This is a genomic window from Mesorhizobium sp. B1-1-5 (genome assembly GCF_006443065.1).
GTDB lineage: Bacteria > Pseudomonadota > Alphaproteobacteria > Rhizobiales > Rhizobiaceae > Mesorhizobium.
This window is the reverse complement of record NZ_VFWS01000029.1, coordinates 1-16969: the sequence shown is the minus strand read 5'-3', so window position 1 is coordinate 16969 and position 16969 is coordinate 1. Positions and strand designations below refer to the sequence as shown.

Here is a 16969-nt window from a genome sequence, read left to right as displayed (position 1 = left end):
GCTAATATCTCGGGCCTTTGTGGGAAATGAGATTTCTGGCGGAGGATTCGAAATGGCAATTGCAACGCGGTTGCAAAACCCCACCACATTGTCAAACCGGATTGGCTACGAGGGGTTTTCTTGGACGTGCTTTTTCTTTGGACCCTTTCCGGCATTGATACGCGGTGATTTGCTGGGTTTTGCTGCAATGGCAATCTCAGCGTTCATGACATTCGGTTTGTCGGGCTTCATCTGGATATTCGTCTACAATCGATGGCATTATAATCGTCTGCTAGCGAGGGGCTTTCAACCGGCAGGCAGCGGCTTCTTGGTAACTCAGAGTGTTTCGATTGGTCCGGCTGTCAGCGATATTTCGCAACGGAATGACAAGTCGTATGAAGACAGGCCCTATGTGAGCCCATCGCGCGCGCAACCCGAACCAGGGCCGCAGCGCTCTCAGCAATTGCCAGTCGTGGCAACCGATACCAAACGCCAGCCGGATCGACCGAGCTTTGGACGCCGACAATCTAAAGCTTGAAAAAGTCGTCCTTGTCCTTTTTCGCCGTCTGCATCCGTTTCGTGATTTCATCGACACGATGTTTCGGGAAAATCTGACCAACGGCTAACAGCAACTCATTGAAGGCCCGGTCATTGACCGCCATAGCCTTCTCAATGACGTTTTTCCGGCTAACGAGATCGCCCGCAAACTTCAATGCCATCTGATTGCGCAGCATGTTTTGCTGTTCGTCGCTGAGGCCGGAAAGATAGGCGGGACCGCTGAGAATAGCGGCCGTCGTTTCCTTGTCGCCGGCTTCAATCGCCTTCAGGGCAAGCGAGAGGCCATCGCCGTTTTTCATCGCTTTAAAATGCGAGCGGATTTCGTTCGAGCGCGGACCTTCGCTGATTTCGAGCTTTGAACGGATATCGTTGTCGAGAGCTTCGCTTGTCCTTTTTGCCTGGGTGCTTGCCACTGTGGCCTGATTAGCAACAGCCTCTATCCAACCATTGGTTCGCCGGTTCAAATCGAGGAAATTAGCTTCCTCCGTCATCGCGGGGTCTTGAACTCGCAATGTTCGTTGCAACCCCTCTAGGCCCGTGCGGAGAACGTCATGCATTCCCGCCATTTGCGCCACAACGGTATCAGCCTTCGCCGCCTCCGTCTGAAATTCCGGCGCCAAATATTGTCGGCCCCTGAGAGCGTCACCGCCAACGGTCGCGACAACGCCAAGGTCAATTAGTGGTTCGCGGGTTTCGGGAGTGAGATACGGAGCGCGCTGTTTCTCGGGAGTAGGCATCGGAAATTCCTTTCGTATGTCAATTGAGGGGGAGGCCGGCATCCATAAGGATTCGGCGCAATGTGTTGGTCGCGACGTTGAAAGCGTCGATGTCGATATCTTGGCCGTTGACCAACTTCGCTTCGGTGTTCTCGCACCACATGGCTAGGAAGGCCGCGCGGCGAAGCAATATGTCTTGCTGAGCTGTCGCGCGCCGGCCGGTCTTGGAAAGTTCTAGCGACAACTCGCCATTCAATCTGAACAGCAATTCGCGATAGCGACGAGCGCCGGCAGAACGGCCATCGATCCCGTCAAGCAAGGCGGAGCCGTTGCCTATCCGAGTGCTTGCGGTCGGTCGTGAATAGGAAATCGCGGGTCTTTTCATCGGCTAATCGGGCCATTTCTATGCCGAATGTTGCCATGGTGTTGCCAATCCTGTCAATCCGAGTACATTTTGGCAAAATATATAGTAATTTCAATGAAGTATCGAAATTGACCAACCGGTTGCTTACCGGATGGGAGGCATGGGGCAAATTTTAGTCGAATGCCGCCCGTTTTCGGCTCACACAGGGCCGCTGGAGAGGTGTTCGGGCCAGCGAGGTAGTTGGGAGCCATCCGCGCTCGAAAGGCGCGCCTATGGGCCTCCAGGTCCGCGAAAAAAAAGCGGAGGAATTTCCTCCCTGCCCACAGGTTAGCGGATCAATTGCGATTTCGGCCCGGCTAGGCGGTGGGCGATTGTCACGCTTCCGTTGGGGCCGATCCGCTTTTGCAGCGTATCCTCCGATATTAGTGATGGATCATACGATAAGCCGCGCCGTCGCAACTCGCGCCGAATATCCGTGCGAACACCGGGCAATGTCGCGGCTGCTAACATCAACACGCCACTCGCGCGAAGGATATCGGCATCACTTACCGAATTCAGGACGCGCAAATATGCGAACCGCAACAGGGCGAGATAATCGGGGAAATAGATGTTTGGACTGCGGACCAATTGTGATACGCACCTGTCGGAATTTCGCTGGAATAACTGGCGGTTGTTTTTGCGGGAATAGCGGTCTAGGAAAATTCCAGCGCCAATCATTTCGTCGTGTTCTAAATAAACAACTCCGTGAGTTATCGCCGCTGAGCATTGAGCGATGTAGTCGAGAGCGATGTATTCGTCTACTTCCTGCGGCTTACAGATTCCGGAATTGATTAAATGCTCGGAGGCATCATCCAAGATGCTCGCAATAATTACGTGCGCTTTATCATCGAAAAGCCATTTTCTCATTTCGCGGCATCCTTTTCGGTTTCAGCCTTCGCAAGCCACTGGCAAGAACCCCATTGGCGGCCGGACCTGTGAACACCCATCACACCGATCACAATCACTGTGATGCCTGTGACCATTGTGATCTCTGTGATCACTGTGATGAGTGTGATCTATCTTTAGAACAGACCATTTCCCACAGGTGGTGGGCAGGCGTAGCTGCCGACGCCAATTCTCATTACCTCGCCCGCCTCAACCATCGCCCCGAGTAGTTTCCGCACGTTCTGGTCGGGCATTCTCGTTGCCTCGGCTATTTCCTTCGGCGACTTCGATCCCCCCGACGATTTAAGGAATTCGATTATTTTGGTTCGCTCATCGCTTCGCCGCACTTCGTTTGGATGCCCGAGCAAATGCCAGCGGCAAGTTTCAGCGTTGAATTGCGCGGCGAACTCGAATTCTTGAATATCGCGTCCGCGACCGTAAAGTGTGCAACCCGTGGTGTCGCGGTTGAGAACGATTACCGTATCGGCAGCGCCGGACAATCCGAGCGTGCCCGACACTGCTTCAACAGGATCGATTTCCGCTCTGTCCTTGCGGGTGTGGTGAACAACAATGATCGCGATGCCGAATTCGGATGCTAGCAATTGCAACCCTTTTATCGCGCCGTAGTCCGCGTCGTATTGCTGTTGCTGTTGAGACTTTTTCAGCGCCCTGAATGCGGCAAGCACGTCAACGATGACGAGTTTCGCGCCGGGATGCAGCGACAGCCATTCGCGGATTTTCGCTACGCCGTCCGGATCGCGCGGCCACTCCGTCTCAAAATAAAGGCCATCCGGAATTTCCAGCGCGCCGGCATTGGACAGCTTATGAAGGCGAGACTTCAAGCGGCGGGGATTGTCCTCAAGCGCCAGATACAGGACTTCCCCGCGCTCACAAGGCAAGTTGCCGAAACAGTTGCCGCCGCCAGCCACAGCGATTGCGATTTCGAGGCAAGCCCAAGATTTGCCAAGCTTAGGTCTACCCGCCAGGAGCGAGAGCCCTTCGGCGACAATTCCGGGAACAATGTATTTGATCGGTGCAAATACCATGTTCGCAAGATCGCGCGCCGATATCGGCCCCGTTCTTTGTGGGCTCCCCGCCTGGATTGGCGGTTTAAAGGAAGCCAGGACGCCGGAAATGTTCATTGGCGGCAACTCGTAATCGAATGCGCGCCGTATGGTCTGATCGCGGTAGCCTTTTCGCGATTGCGTTTTTTGTCGCTTTCCTTGCGGGCTGGCGAGCCAAAGACGTTCGATTTGAGCCGGGTCTTTCGTGTGGAATTGGAGGATATTCACTAGCGCCTGATCGATGGCCGAACCGGATTTGTCCGCGCTATCGAGCACCGAACCGTCGCCGTTCCAAAGCGCCAGGAACTTTGCGCCGTTATCCGACTTGGAGGCCATGTTGTAAGTGGCCTCGTCGGTTTCGGTCGCCGTAGCTGTCAATTGGCTGACATCCTCGGTCGTCAATCTTGAGCGGCCCATTTCGTGGCAAAGCGTATTCGCGAGTTCCTGGCGCTCAGCGATAGGTGCAGCTCGGAAAACGTTCCCGGTCATCGTGAAATAGCGACCGCTAGAATACATTTCGACGGCATCGCGTCGGCGACCGCTCGAAATTCCCGCCTTTATAATGATGTGTACGCCCTTGCCGCTCGGGCTCCATTCGGCGTAGCTATTGAACGCCTCCAAGATGGAATTGTGCCTCGCCGCGATTTCCGCCTGTTTCTCGATAGGGAATTTCGGCGTTCCGTCATCCTTGACCGCGTAAGGGTCATCTAGATCGATCCCACAATAGGGGTCCCGTTCTGAGAAGACGAAGCCGATGCCGGCCCATTTCGCGCCATCGTTCGCGGCTTGAACCGCCTCTTGGAAAGAGCACCAAGTCTGAGCGTCGGTAGTGGAAATTTTCGCGCCAGTTTTCGGATTATATGGAATTTTGCTAAGCTTTGTTTCACCTTGCAATGGTTCATATCGCCAAACGCAAAATTGAATTAGCTGCTTAAGCTCGTCCGGTATTTGGTCGATGCCCATTATGTTTCGCTCGGTACTTATAGGATGGGTTGACTTCGCACGAGCGAGAGGTATTATTATTTGCCTTTTTGGAAATCTCTCACACGACTGGCCGGTCTGAACAGGACCGGCCTCTTTTTCTTATGCCGCTGCCAGGGCATCGCGCTCGGCGATCTTCCGCGCGATATAAACGTCAACCTCGCTCTCAACCCACATGTTGCGACCGCCGCCGCCCAATTTGATTGGAGCCGGAAACTTCCGCGCCTTCACAAGCCGCCAAATGTGGGCAGGGCTGTAGCTAATGCCTTTGGCCTTCAGGCCCTCATAGGGGATGAGTTGCATGATGATGCGCCTCGCAAGCTGTTGAAATTGGATGCGAGGTTAAGCACTGCCCATCACGGCAAACCACGACATAAGTCCAGAATTTTGGAGGGGGTTATGTCGAATCGGCCCGAGCGCGCTTTTGTTGCCAGATCGTTGCCATAAGGCAAAATCCCAAAACTTTCGCTTGGGCAGCAACTACGCTAAGCGCTTGAAAAGAATTGGCTCCCCGGGCCGGATTCGAACCAGCGACCAACCGGTTAACAGCCGGTTGCTCTACCACTGAGCTACCGGGGAACGGAGGCTCTGACGTGAGTGGCGCAGCCTATAGCAAACACCTTTCGGCTTTGCAAAGAAGCATTTCGCAATTTTTTTCCAGTTTTTGATGCGGCTATTTGTGCCATCGTTCGGCGCGCCCACATATGAAGGGCTTCACACCGGCACGGAACAAAGCGGCCGGTTATCGTCTTGACATGGCTCAGACAGCAGATGGGATCTGGCTTGAATGACCGCAGCGGATGATGACAACACCCCGGCGCGGAAGATTTCGATCTTCGGCCGCGAGTTCACCATGCCGCGCTCGCGCGGCTGGCGAATCGCGATCGGCATGCTGCTTACGCTTGGCGGGCTTCTGGGCTTTCTGCCGATTCTCGGTTTCTGGATGATACCGCTCGGTCTGCTGGTTCTATCCTATGAATTCGCCATGATCCGACGCCACCGGAGGCGTTTCGTCGTCTGGTGGGAACGCCGGCGGCGGCCCGACTGAGAGCACGGGGCGGCTCCGCCGCGGCGATGCCGAACCCGTAACAACCGATTGGTAATCACCACTTTGGCTGCTCCTTGCGAAAGCGCCGGGAAAGACGCGCGAGCGCTTGACGACCTTTGAGCGCCAACATAATGAGTTCGCTCGGAACGCCGGGAGCATTGCGAGGCCTCGTGGCGGAGTGGTTACGCAGAGGACTGCAAATCCTTGCACCCCGGTTCGATTCCGGGCGAGGCCTCCAGATGCTTGCGGGCTCCAGCGCAATCGCGCCGGAGCGGGGTTCCAGTCGAAGTTTTGGCCGCGCGCCTGGCGCGGGGAGCGGATTGTTGGGACATGAACGCTGATTTCTCCGAACGCCGCGTGAAGATGGTCGACGGCCAGATCCGCACCACAGACGTGACCAGCGCGCCGCTCATCGAAGCGATGCTGACCGTTCCGCGCGAGGCCTTCGTCGGCGCCGGACAGCAGGATCTGGCCTATATCGACGAAGACATCCGCATTTCCGATGGCGCCAATGGCAGCGGCGCACGCTACCTGATGGAGCCGTCGCCGCTCGCCAAGCTTTTGCAGCTGGCCGAGATCGACGCGAGCGATTCGGTGCTCGATGTCGGTTGCGGCACCGGTTATTCCGCCGCGCTGCTGTCCAGGCTCGCGCGTTCCGTCGTCGCGCTGGAGAGCGATGCCGCGCTGGCGGAGACCGCGAAATCAACACTTTCCAGCCTTGGCTGCCAAAACGTCACGGTGGTCACCGGGCCGCTGCCGCAAGGGCAGGTTGCCAAAGGGCCCTACAACGTCATCTTCATCGGCGGCAGCGTCGAGGAAGTGCCGCAGGCATTGCTCGACCAGCTCGCGGAAGATGGACGCCTGGTTGCAGTCGAAGGGCGGGGCAACTCTGGCGTGGCCCGGCTGTTTTTCAAGGCAGGGGGGGTTGTAACCGGAAGGCGTGCCTTTAATGCGGCAATTAAGCCACTACCGGGCTTCGAACGTGCTCACGCATTTGAATTCTGAGCGTTTTTGCCTTGCAGCGAAGGCGCTGTCATGATCGCTTGCGCTTGACAATCGTTGCTGATTTGTTGACCGGGCGTTTCCGGGAGGCCGTCAGCGGGGGAACGATAAACAACGCGGCGCTAGCCGATCCGTAAGGGTAGGTTGGCGTGGCGTGGTTCCCATGCAAAACGAATGAGGGATATAACGTGCCGCCTCTACGCAAGAGTATTTTAGTAGCTATCCTTGTTTCGGCCACCGCGCTTTCGCCGCTGGCCGCCTCCGCCGAAACCATTACGGGCGCGCTCGCCAAAGCCTACCAGTACAATTCGCAGCTCAACGCGGCCCGCGCCGGCGTTCGCGTCACCGACGAGGGCGTGGCCATCGCCAAGTCGGGCTGGCGCCCGACCGTCACCGGTTCGAGCAGCATCGACTACACCAGCACCCACGCACAGGGCTCCACCCAGAACATCACCACGGGCAATTTCGGCATACAGATCAACCAGACGCTGTTCGATGGGTTTCAGACCAGGAACAATGTCGCTGCCGCCGAATCGCAGGTGAAGGCCTCGGTCGAAAGCCTGCGCAATACCGAAGAGAACATCCTGTTCAACGCGGCCAGCGCTTATATGGACGTGATTCGCGACCGCCAGGTCGCGGTGCTGACCGAGCAGAACCTGCAGTTCCTGAGCGAGCAGGCGCGCGCCGCCCGCTCGCGCTTCGAGGTCGGCGAGGGCACCCGCACCGACGTGGCCCAGGCCGATGCCTCGCGCGCGACGGCCGTGGCGCAGCTGAGCGCTGCCCGCGCGACGGCGCTGGCGAGCGCCGCCACCTATCACCAGATCGTCGGCGACGAACCGGGCAAGCTCAGGCCAGCCTCGCCGCTGGGCAAGCTGCTGCCGGGTAGTGTCGATTCGGCCTTGGCCATCGCTTCCGCCGAGCATCCCGCCATTCTTGCCACACAGCATCTCGTCGATGCCGCGGCCTTTTCGGTGAAGTCGGCGGAAGGCGCGCTGCTGCCGCAAGTGACGGCCTCGGCCGGCGTTTCGGACAATTACAGCCACTCCGTTCCCGACATCAGGGGCACCAACGGCACCTCGACCTCGGCCAATATCGGCGCCACGCTGACCATTCCGATCTATTCGGGCGGCCGGACCTCGGCGGTTGTGCGGCAGAACAAGGAATCGCTTTCGGAGGCACGCATCCAGATCGACGTCACCCGCGATCAGGTGCGCCAGGCTCTGGTCACGGCATGGACGCAATACACCGCGGCGCGCGAAACGGTAGCTGCCAACAGGCAGGTGATCGATGCCGCGCAACTGGCGCTCAACGGCGTCATCGAAGAGCGCAATGTCGGCCAGCGCACGACGCTGGATGTGTTGAACGCGCAGAACGCGGTCATCACCGCCAAGATCAACCAGGCCAGTTCCGAGCGCGACGTGGTGGTGGCGAGCTATGCCATTCTCCAGGCGATGGGCCGGTTGTCGGTGGATCGGCTGGGCCTGGCGGTCACCAAATACAGGCCGGAAGAGCATTACAACGCCGTCAAGGACAAGTGGATCGGACTGCGCACGCCAGACGGGCGCTGATTGCCGACAGCATGCTTCCTGCAAACGCCGCGTGTCCGATGGACGCGCGGCGTTTGTCTTTCCGGGAGGCTCGTCAGGCTGCGCGTCGCCTAATCTGTTGAAATCGAACGTGTCTCCAGATTGGGGATTCTCGGATGACGATCGGTCGGTTACGCTGTCTCCATTGATTCGAATTCCGGCCCGGGCAGGACGGAATTCTTGAACGGGTCAAGTTCTTGAGCAGGTCAAGTTCTTGGGCAGGTCACTAGGGCGGCGGATGTGACGATGGCGACGGCAAGCAGCGCGCAGCGCGAACCTTCCATGGAAGAGATACTGGCTTCCATCCGAAGGATCATCGAAGACAGCGACACCGGGCGCAAGCAACCGGCCGAGGCCGGCGAGCTGCGCCAGGATCTGGAGCCGGCCGCGGCTGGCGCGCCCGCTGTCGAGGTTGATGCCTTTCGTTCCGAATTGCATGCCGACGTCCGCAAGCCGCCGACGCTGGCGGAGGTCCAGGCGCAGCTTGCGGCGACCGACCCGGTGCCGCCGCGTGCCGCCCGCCCCGAGCCGGTGAAGACTGCGCCGACAGTTGAGCTCGAGAGCGCTGCGCCGAGCGCGCAAGCGGCCGCGAGCAAGCCGGCCGCGGCGAATGCGCCGCAGACGGCCGAGACCATTGTCGCCGACTGGCGGCGCGAAATCGCGGCGGTCGGCGGCAGCACGGTCACCGCGAGACCGGCCATCCGGGCCCCGGAGGCCGCGCCGAAGGCCGAGATCGAGAAGGAAGAGCCGACGTTTGAAGCTTCCGTGCCTGCAGGCGCGTCCCGGGCCTCCGAACCGGAGGTGCAGCCGGCTCGGCCCGCGATCCTTTCCGAGCATACGGGCCGGCAGGTCGCCGCGGCCTTTGGCGAGCTTTCCGATGCTTTTGCCAGCCGCGGCAAGAAAAGCTTCGACGAGATGGCCGAGGAGATGCTGCGGCCGATGCTTCAGGATTGGCTCGACAACAACCTGCCGACGCTTGTCGAAAGGCTGGTGCGCGAGGAGATCGAGCGCGTGGCGCGCGGGGCGCAGTAAGCTGGCGCAACAGGCAGGTTGGCAAGCGCCGTCCTGGGGCGGCGCTTTTGTCTAAGGCTGCTTTGAGCGGTTCAGCGTTTCTCGGAATCGCCGAACTGCTCAAAATCTTTGTTTCGGCGCAATTCCGGACGGAAAACCGCTACGCACTTTTCTGGAATTGCTCCAGGGAAGCGCTGCTGCTCGCCCGGCCGGCATTGTCGCTGCTCGCGGCGGGCCTATCTGTGGAAGCGATCGCAGCGCTCGCGGTTGACTCGGCCAAGACCTTCCGATTTACACCGGACGCTTGTTCCCGACAGTTCGGACCTCCTCCATGCTTGATAAGACCTACGACGCCAAAGCCGTCGAGCCGAAGATCGCCAAAGTCTGGGAAGAGGCAGACGCCTTCCGGGCCGGCGCCGGCGCGGAGGAAGGGGCCGAAGCCTTCACCATCGTCATCCCGCCGCCGAACGTCACCGGCTCGCTGCATATGGGTCATGCGCTCAACAACACGCTGCAGGACATTCTCGTGCGCTTCGAGCGCATGCGCGGCAAGAACGTGCTCTGGCAGCCCGGCATGGATCACGCCGGCATCGCCACGCAGATGGTGGTCGAGCGCCAGCTCATGGAAAAGCAGATCCACCGCCGCGATCTGACGCGCGAAGAGTTCATCGAGAAAGTCTGGGAGTGGAAGGCCGAATCCGGCGGCGCGATTTTCAACCAGCTGAAGCGGCTCGGCGCCTCGGCCGACTGGTCGCGCGAACGCTTCACCATGGATGAAGGCCTGTCCAAGGCCGTGCTGGAGGTCTTCGTCACCCTCTACAAGGAAGGCCTTATCTACAAGGACAAGCGCCTTGTGAACTGGGACCCGAAGCTGCTCACCGCCATTTCCGACCTTGAGGTCGAGCAGCACGAGGTGAACGGCAATCTCTGGCACTTCCGCTATCCGATCGACGGCGAGACGTTCGACCCCGAGAACCCGAAGACCTTCATCACGGTCGCCACGACGCGTCCCGAGACGATGCTCGGCGACACGGCCGTGGCCGTGCATCCCGATGACGAGCGCTTCTCCGGTCTGGTCGGCCGCAACGTCGTGCTGCCGATCGTCGGCCGCAAGATACCGATTGTCGCCGACGAGTATTCCGATCCGGAAAAAGGCTCCGGCGCGGTCAAGATCACGCCGGCGCATGACTTTAACGACTTCGAAGTCGGCAAGCGTCACAAACTGCCGGCGATCAACATCCTGACGGTCGAAGCGGCCGTCAAGCTGAAGGACAATGAGGACTTCCTCGCCGGTCTCGATGTCACGCCGGAGCGCCAGGCGGTGTGGGACGAGCTGGATGGGCTCGACCGCTTCACCGCGCGCAAGAAGATCGTCGAGCTGATGGAGGCCGGCGGCTTCCTCGACAAGGTCGAGCCGCACCGGCATGCCGTGCCGCATGGCGACCGCGGCGGCGTGCCGATCGAGCCGTTCCTGACCGACCAGTGGTACGTGAACGCCGCCGAGCTCGCCAAGCCGGCGATCGCCTCAGTGCGCGAGGGCCGTACCAACTTCGTGCCGAAGAACTGGGAAAAGACCTATTTCGACTGGATGGAGAACATCCAGCCCTGGTGCATCTCGCGCCAGCTCTGGTGGGGTCACCAGATCCCGGCCTGGTACGGACCGGACGGGCATGTCTTCGTCGAGAAGACCGAGGAAGAGGCGCTCGCTGCCGCCATTGAATATTACCTGGCGCTGGAAGGGCCGTGGAAGGCCTGGGTCGAGGATAAGCTCGAGAACTTCCAGCCGGGCGAGATTCTGACCCGCGACGAGGATGTGCTCGACACCTGGTTCTCGTCGGCGCTGTGGCCGTTCTCGACGCTCGGCTGGCCCGACCAGACGCCGGAGCTCAAGACCTATTACCAGACCGACGTGCTGGTGACCGGCTTCGACATCATCTTCTTCTGGGTCGCCCGCATGATGATGATGGGCCTGCACTTCATGGACGAGGAGCCGTTCCACACCGTCTATGTGCACGCGCTGGTGCGCGACAAGAACGGGCAGAAGATGTCGAAGTCGAAAGGCAACGTCATCGACCCGCTCGAGCTGATCGACGAATACGGCGCCGATGCGCTGCGCTTCACGCTGACCGTCATGGCGGCGCAAGGCCGCGACGTGAAGCTCGATCCGGCGCGCATCGCCGGCTACCGCAATTTCGGCACCAAGCTGTGGAACGCGACGCGCTTCGCCGAGATGAACGAGGTCGCGCGCAACGACGAGTTCTGGCTGAACGACGCCAAGCTGCCGGTCAATCGCTGGATCCTGACCGAGCTGACGCGGGCGGCGCGCGCCGTCACCGAAGGCATCACCAGCTATCGTTTCAACGAAGCGGCGACTGCTGCCTACCGCTTCGTCTGGAACCTGTTCTGCGACTGGTACCTGGAACTGTTGAAGCCGGTGTTCATGGGCACGGACGAGGCCGCCAAGGCCGAGAGCCGGGCCTGCGTCGCCTTCGTGCTGGACGAAATCTACAAGCTCCTGCATCCGATGATGCCGTTCATGACCGAGGAGCTTTGGGCGCAGACCGCCGGCGAGGGCAAGGAGCGCTCGTCGCTGCTTTGCCATGCCGCATGGCCGTCGCCCGACTTCGAGGACGAGGAGGCCGCTGCCGACGTCAACTGGCTGGTCGATCTTGTCTCGGGCATCCGCTCGGTGCGTTCGGAAATGAACGTGCCGCCGGCGGCGATCGCGCCGCTGACGGTGATCGGCGCCAACACGCTGACGCAAGAGCGGCTGGAGCGCCACGCGCAGGCGATCAAGCGGCTGGCGCGCGTCGGCGATATCGCGCTCGCCGATGCTCCGCCGAAAGGTTCGGCGCAGATCGTGCTCAACGAAGCGACAGTAAGCCTGCCACTCGGCAGCCTGATCGATCTCCAGGCCGAGGCCGCGCGGCTGCAAAAGGAACTGGCCAAGGTCACCGAGGAGATCGCGCGCCTGCACAAGAAGCTCTCGAACGAAAAATTCGTCGCCAACGCGCCGGAGGAAGTGGTCGAGGCCGAGCGCGACAAGCTCGCCGAATATCGCGAGGCGCAGGAGAAGCTTTCTGTGGCTTTGACCAGGGTTCGCGACGCGGGCTGAACGGCAAGATTCGCCCTCACTCCAAAGGCGCTTTCCGGTGCGTTAGCTGCCTCGAAAATGCGGCTGCCGCTACGTTAATTTTGACGTAAACGGAAAGTTTGCGCCGCATTGTTGCCGTAATGTAACAATGGGGGGCGCCAGCCCCAAAATCGGCTGTTTTCGCCCTGTTTTTGGTAGTTTCCCCGGGTTTTTTCGATCGTTTTACGCCGGCTCGCGTGATTTAGGCGCCGATTGCAGCGTCGATGACCATGGCAAAAATAGGTGCTGTCAAGATGTACACGTACAACTCTTGAAATCGTTGTTGCGTCGTTAACCCGAATTGGCTCTAGCTTGAGCCACTTGTATTTCGGGGAGGGATTTCCATGAACATCTCGCGAGTCAAAGCGCTGCTGGGGGCAGGCTGCTTTTCGATCGCTTTGATCGGCGCCGCGATGCAACCCGCGCATGCGGGCGGTATCGAGCGCGGTGGCTACGATATTGATCTGCTGTTCGATCCGGCTCCATTCGCTACGGAAGCGGAAGCAACCTATGTGATGCCAGATCGCAAACTCAAGAACGCGAAGGATACGGATCCGCTCGACGGCACCGTCTTAGGCTCGACTAGTGCCAAAGACAGTGAGAATTACTGGGTGCCGCGCATCGGCGTTAAGGCCCAAGTCGTGCCTGGGATCGACTGTGTGTTCGACTACTCTCAGCCTTGGGGGGCGCATACGGCCCCCGGCCAGTGGGTCGGCGCGCAATCCAACATGGAAACTAAAATCAACAGCGACAACTACGCAACCACTTGTTCCTATAAGATGGATGCTGGCAAAGGCCAGGTTCGCTTCATTGGCGGCGTGTTTTATCAGGAAGTCTATGGCTTCAAGGAAGACCTTGTGTCACCGCTCCTCCCGAATTTCTCCGGCACTGGCCGCGTAGATTTGTCGAGCAGTGGCTGGGGCTGGCGCGCTGGGCTGGCCTATGAAATTCCTGAAATCGCTTTACGCGCCAGCCTCGTCTACAATTCCCAAGTGAAGCTGGACAACATTTCAGGTACCCTTGATTTAACCCATGTCGGCGGTCCGGTTATTCCGATTTATGGCGAAGCTTCGATGCCGGATTCTGTCGAATTGAAGGTCCAGTCCGGTATAGCTCCCGGCTGGCTTGCGTTCGGCTCGGTAAAATGGGTCAACTGGAGCATTCTGCAGAGCATTCCAATCTGCTCGCAGGCCACGAAAGGCCTTGCTGCTTGTACAACGACCTCTCCGAGGCCGATCAGATGGACCTCCCTGGATCTGATGTATCAAGACGGCTGGACGGTCAGCGGCGGTGTTGGCCACAAGTTCAACGATCAGTGGAGTGCCGCCGGTCAGCTCACCTGGGATCGTGGCACCTCGCACGGTTACGGTTCGCAGAGCGACACATGGACGCTCGGCGGCGGCGTTGCCTATACACCGCGCCCGAACGTCGAATTTCGCCTGGCCGGCGCGATCGGCGTGTTGACGAGTGGCCATTCCGGCACCCTGACTGACAAGAATGGCTATGTGGCCGGTAACGATGCCAGCTACGACTTCGGCAACGATCTGGTCACGGCGGTTTCAGGCGGACTTAAGATCAAGTTCTAAGGTTCTGAGAGTTCAACGAAAAAAGGCCGGGCAGTGCTCGGCCTTTTTCGTTGTCAGGCAGGCGATCCACCTGGTCCTTTGACCCGCCGTCGCAAATTCGCGTCAGAACCGGCGCCCAATACGATTGTGACGTTTTGGCAACAGTTTATGAACAACCCCCGCGCTAAAAGACTTGCCGAGGAAACTGCCCATTTCCCGCCATAAACCCGGAGCACCCGAGATAGGTCCCGGGATGCGTGCCAGGTTGGCTCGGCGATGGGACCGGCCGCGGGGTGTGCGGCAAGGACGATGATGGACGCCAAGGCAATTTCCAAGGCCAAGCTGCCCAGCCGCTACGTGACCGAAGGTCCGGCGCGGGCGCCGCATCGTTCGTATCTCTATGCCATGGGCCTGTCGGCGGCCGAGATCGCGCAGCCTTTGGTCGGCGTCGCCAGTTGCTGGAACGAGGCTGCCCCCTGCAACATCTCGCTGATGCGCCAGGCGCAGGTGGTCAAGAAGGGCGTCGCGGCCGCCAACGGCACGCCGCGCGAGTTCTGCACCATCACCGTCACCGACGGCATCGCGATGGGCCACCAGGGCATGAAGTCGTCGCTGGTGTCGCGCGAGGTCATCGCCGATTCGGTCGAGCTCACCATGCGTGGTCATTGCTACGATGCGCTGGTCGGGCTCGCCGGCTGCGACAAGTCGCTGCCCGGCATGATGATGGCGATGGTGCGCCTCAACGTGCCGTCGATCTTCATCTATGGCGGCTCGATCCTGCCTGGCAGCTATCGCGGCCGGCAGATCACCGTGCAGGATGTATTCGAGGCGGTCGGCCAGCATTCGGTCGGGTCGATCAGCGACGCCGAATTGCTCGAGATCGAGCAGGCGGCCTGTCCTTCCGCCGGTTCCTGCGGCGCCCAGTTCACCGCCAACACCATGGCGACCGTTGCTGAAGCCATTGGCCTGGCGCTGCCCTATTCCTGCGGCGCGCCGGCGCCATACGAGATGCGCGACCGCTTCAATTTCGCCTCCGGCGAAAAGGTCATGGAGCTGATCGCCAGGAACATCCGGCCGCGCGACATCGTCACGCGCAAGGCGCTGGAGAACGCGGCGACCGTGGTTTCGGCCACCGGCGGCTCGACCAATGCGGCGCTGCACCTGCCGGCGATCGCGCATGAGGCCGGCATCAAGTTCGACCTGTTCGACGTGGCGGCGATCTTCGAGAAGACGCCCTATATCGCCGACCTCAAGCCGGGCGGCAGATATGTCGCCAAGGATATGTTCGAGGCCGGCGGCATTCCGCTCCTGATGAAGACGCTGCTCGACCACGGCTATCTGCATGGCGACTGCATGACCGTCACTGGCCGCACTTTGGTCGAAAATATGGAGCACGTTTCCTGGAATGAAAGCCAGGATGTTGTGCGTCCCGCCAATCGGCCAATCACCAAGACAGGCGGCGTTGTGGGCTTGAAGGGCAACCTTGCCCCCGAAGGCGCGATCGTGAAGGTCGCGGGCATGTCGGAACTGAAATTCTCCGGTCCGGCGCGCTGCTTCGATTCGGAAGAGGAATGCTTCGAGGCGGTCACGCAGCGCAACTACCGGGAAGGCGAGGTTCTCGTCATTCGCTATGAGGGGCCGCGCGGCGGTCCGGGCATGCGCGAGATGCTGTCGACGACGGCGGCGCTCTACGGCCAGGGCATGGGCGGCAAGGTGGCGCTGATCACCGACGGGCGCTTCTCCGGCGCCACGCGCGGCTTCTGCATCGGCCATGTCGGGCCGGAAGCGGCGGTCGGCGGGCCGATCGGGCTGATCCAGGACGGCGACGTGATCTCGATCGACGCCGTGAAAGGCACGATCGAGGTGGCCTTGTCGGACGCCGAACTGGCGACCCGGGCAAAGAATTGGAAGGCGCGCGAGACCGACTATCAGTCCGGCGCGATCTGGAAATATGCGCAGGCCGTAGGGTCGGCCCGCGACGGCGCGGTGACCCATCCGGGCGCGGCCAAAGAAACGCACTGCTATGCGGACATCTGAGATGTTGAGGTCGTCTGTCTTTTCGGCACTGGTCGCTCTGGCGACCTTGGGCGCCGTCGGGCAGGCCATGGCCTTCGACGACAAGGTGTTCGACGACAAGACCGGCGTGAAGCCGCAGTCGAGCCCCTGGGCGGTGTTCCAGTTCGGCTTCTCCGCCTATAAGAGCGGCCATAAGGATCAGGCGGTCGAGGCCTATAAATACGCCGCCGAGAACGGCCAGATCGGCGCCACCTGGAAGCTTGCGCGCATGTATGCCGAAGGCGACGGCGTGACGCGCGACGATTACGCCGCCTTCAAGTTCTTCTCGGAAATCGTCGATCAGGATGTCGAGCCCGGCTCGCCGGAAGAAAGCTATGTGTCGGACGCGCTGGTGGCGCTCGGCGACTATCTTCGCAAGGGCATTCCCGGCACCCCGGTCGAGGAAAACGACGTCGCGGCGCAGGAATATTACATGCGCGCCGCCGCCAACTATCGCAATCCGAACGCCCAGTTCGAAATCGGCCAGATGTTCCTCAAGGGCGAGGGTGGCGTGAAGGCCAGCGTCAAGCAGGCAGGCCGCTGGCTGCAACTGGCCGCCGAGAAGGGCCATGCCGGCGCGCAGGCGACGCTCGGCAATCTACTGTTCCAGAGCGGCAAGGTCGTGCGCGGCCTGGCGATGATGACCGCCGCGCTGGCGCGGGCTCCGGCGGCCGACCAGCCCTGGATTCGCAACATGCAGGAAGAGGCTTTCGCCGCGGCCGGCGAGGCCGATCGCCGGACCGCGATCTCGCTCGCCGACGATATCCTGACCAAGGGCAACAACGGCGACCAGTAAGCGCAGGTTGGGCGATATCGTGCGTGGCAGCTTGGCGCGTGTATTGCACTATCTCTTTGTTTTTACGCAATTCCGGGCGGAAAACCGCTCACACTTTTCCTGGAATTGCTCTAATGTAGCGCTGGTCGACCCCCACTCCGTCTCGGCTTCGCCGAGCCACCTCTCCCCCGATCGACGGGGTAGAGGA

General features: G+C 60.3%; 14 protein-coding genes and 2 tRNA genes. 10 read left to right on the top strand and 6 right to left on the bottom strand.

What is annotated here, in order from left to right; all coding sequences use genetic code 11:
• Positions 1-52 precede the first annotated feature (52 nt).
• A complete protein-coding gene (locus tag FJ980_RS12485; protein WP_140543183.1) occupies positions 53-517 on the top strand; it encodes a hypothetical protein in 465 nt (154 codons plus the stop codon).
• On the opposite strand, the gene FJ980_RS12480 is transcribed toward FJ980_RS12485, so the two are convergent.
• The 6 genes from FJ980_RS12480 to FJ980_RS12455 all read right to left on the bottom strand — a co-directional run bounded on the left by FJ980_RS12480 (position 507) and on the right by FJ980_RS12455 (position 5165).
• Positions 507-1274, bottom strand: coding sequence for a hypothetical protein (locus tag FJ980_RS12480; protein ID WP_140543182.1), 768 nt, complete (start codon positions 1272-1274; stop codon positions 507-509). The genes FJ980_RS12485 and FJ980_RS12480 overlap by 11 nt on opposite strands.
• Positions 1275-1293: 19 nt before the next feature.
• Positions 1294-1638, bottom strand: a complete 345-nt coding sequence (locus FJ980_RS12475; protein ID WP_140543181.1) for a hypothetical protein — start codon at positions 1636-1638, stop codon at positions 1294-1296.
• Between the two features lie 306 nt (positions 1639-1944).
• The gene (locus tag FJ980_RS12470; RefSeq protein WP_140543180.1) at positions 1945-2523 is read right to left on the bottom strand and encodes a hypothetical protein; all 579 of its coding nucleotides are present in this window, start codon (positions 2521-2523) and stop codon (positions 1945-1947) included.
• 155 nt (positions 2524-2678) lie between these two features.
• Entirely contained in the window at positions 2679-4568 is a 1890-nt protein-coding gene (locus FJ980_RS12465; protein ID WP_140543179.1) for an AAA family ATPase, read from the bottom strand.
• Positions 4569-4688: 120 nt separating this feature from the next.
• A complete protein-coding gene (locus FJ980_RS12460) occupies positions 4689-4889 on the bottom strand; it encodes an AlpA family phage regulatory protein (protein WP_140543178.1) in 201 nt (66 codons plus the stop codon).
• A gap of 201 nt (positions 4890-5090) precedes the next feature.
• A tRNA-Asn gene (locus FJ980_RS12455) sits at positions 5091-5165 on the bottom strand.
• 208 nt (positions 5166-5373) lie between these two features.
• Between FJ980_RS12455 and FJ980_RS12450 the strand changes: the two genes are divergently transcribed.
• The 9 genes from FJ980_RS12450 to FJ980_RS12410 all read left to right on the top strand — a co-directional run bounded on the left by FJ980_RS12450 (position 5374) and on the right by FJ980_RS12410 (position 16782).
• Positions 5374-5634 (top strand): hypothetical protein, encoded by a 261-nt coding sequence (locus FJ980_RS12450; RefSeq protein ID WP_140543177.1) that lies wholly within the window; start codon positions 5374-5376, stop codon positions 5632-5634.
• A 164-nt stretch (positions 5635-5798) separates the two neighbouring features.
• Positions 5799-5872, top strand: a tRNA-Cys gene (locus tag FJ980_RS12445).
• Positions 5873-5964: 92 nt separating this feature from the next.
• Positions 5965-6639, top strand: a complete 675-nt coding sequence (locus FJ980_RS12440; protein WP_140543176.1) for a protein-L-isoaspartate O-methyltransferase — start codon at positions 5965-5967, stop codon at positions 6637-6639.
• A 185-nt stretch (positions 6640-6824) separates the two neighbouring features.
• Entirely contained in the window at positions 6825-8204 is a 1380-nt protein-coding gene (locus FJ980_RS12435; protein WP_140543175.1) for a TolC family outer membrane protein, read from the top strand.
• 264 nt (positions 8205-8468) lie between these two features.
• Complete coding sequence (locus FJ980_RS12430; protein ID WP_140543174.1) at positions 8469-9254, top strand: PopZ family protein; 786 nt, start codon at positions 8469-8471, stop codon at positions 9252-9254.
• Between the two features lie 310 nt (positions 9255-9564).
• Positions 9565-12348: a valine--tRNA ligase gene (locus tag FJ980_RS12425; protein WP_140543173.1), complete on the top strand. Its 2784-nt coding sequence runs from the start codon at positions 9565-9567 to the stop codon at positions 12346-12348.
• A 362-nt stretch (positions 12349-12710) separates the two neighbouring features.
• Positions 12711-13952 carry an OmpP1/FadL family transporter gene (locus FJ980_RS12420; RefSeq protein ID WP_140543172.1) on the top strand — a complete coding sequence of 414 codons (1242 nt, stop codon included), beginning with the start codon at positions 12711-12713 and terminating at the stop codon, positions 13950-13952.
• A gap of 291 nt (positions 13953-14243) precedes the next feature.
• Positions 14244-15968 (top strand): dihydroxy-acid dehydratase, encoded by a 1725-nt coding sequence (gene ilvD, locus FJ980_RS12415; RefSeq protein WP_140543211.1) that lies wholly within the window; start codon positions 14244-14246, stop codon positions 15966-15968.
• Positions 15955-16782, top strand: coding sequence for a tetratricopeptide repeat protein (locus FJ980_RS12410; protein ID WP_140543171.1), 828 nt, complete (start codon positions 15955-15957; stop codon positions 16780-16782). The genes ilvD and FJ980_RS12410 overlap by 14 nt, the downstream gene beginning before the upstream one ends.
• Positions 16783-16969: the final 187 nt, after the last annotated feature.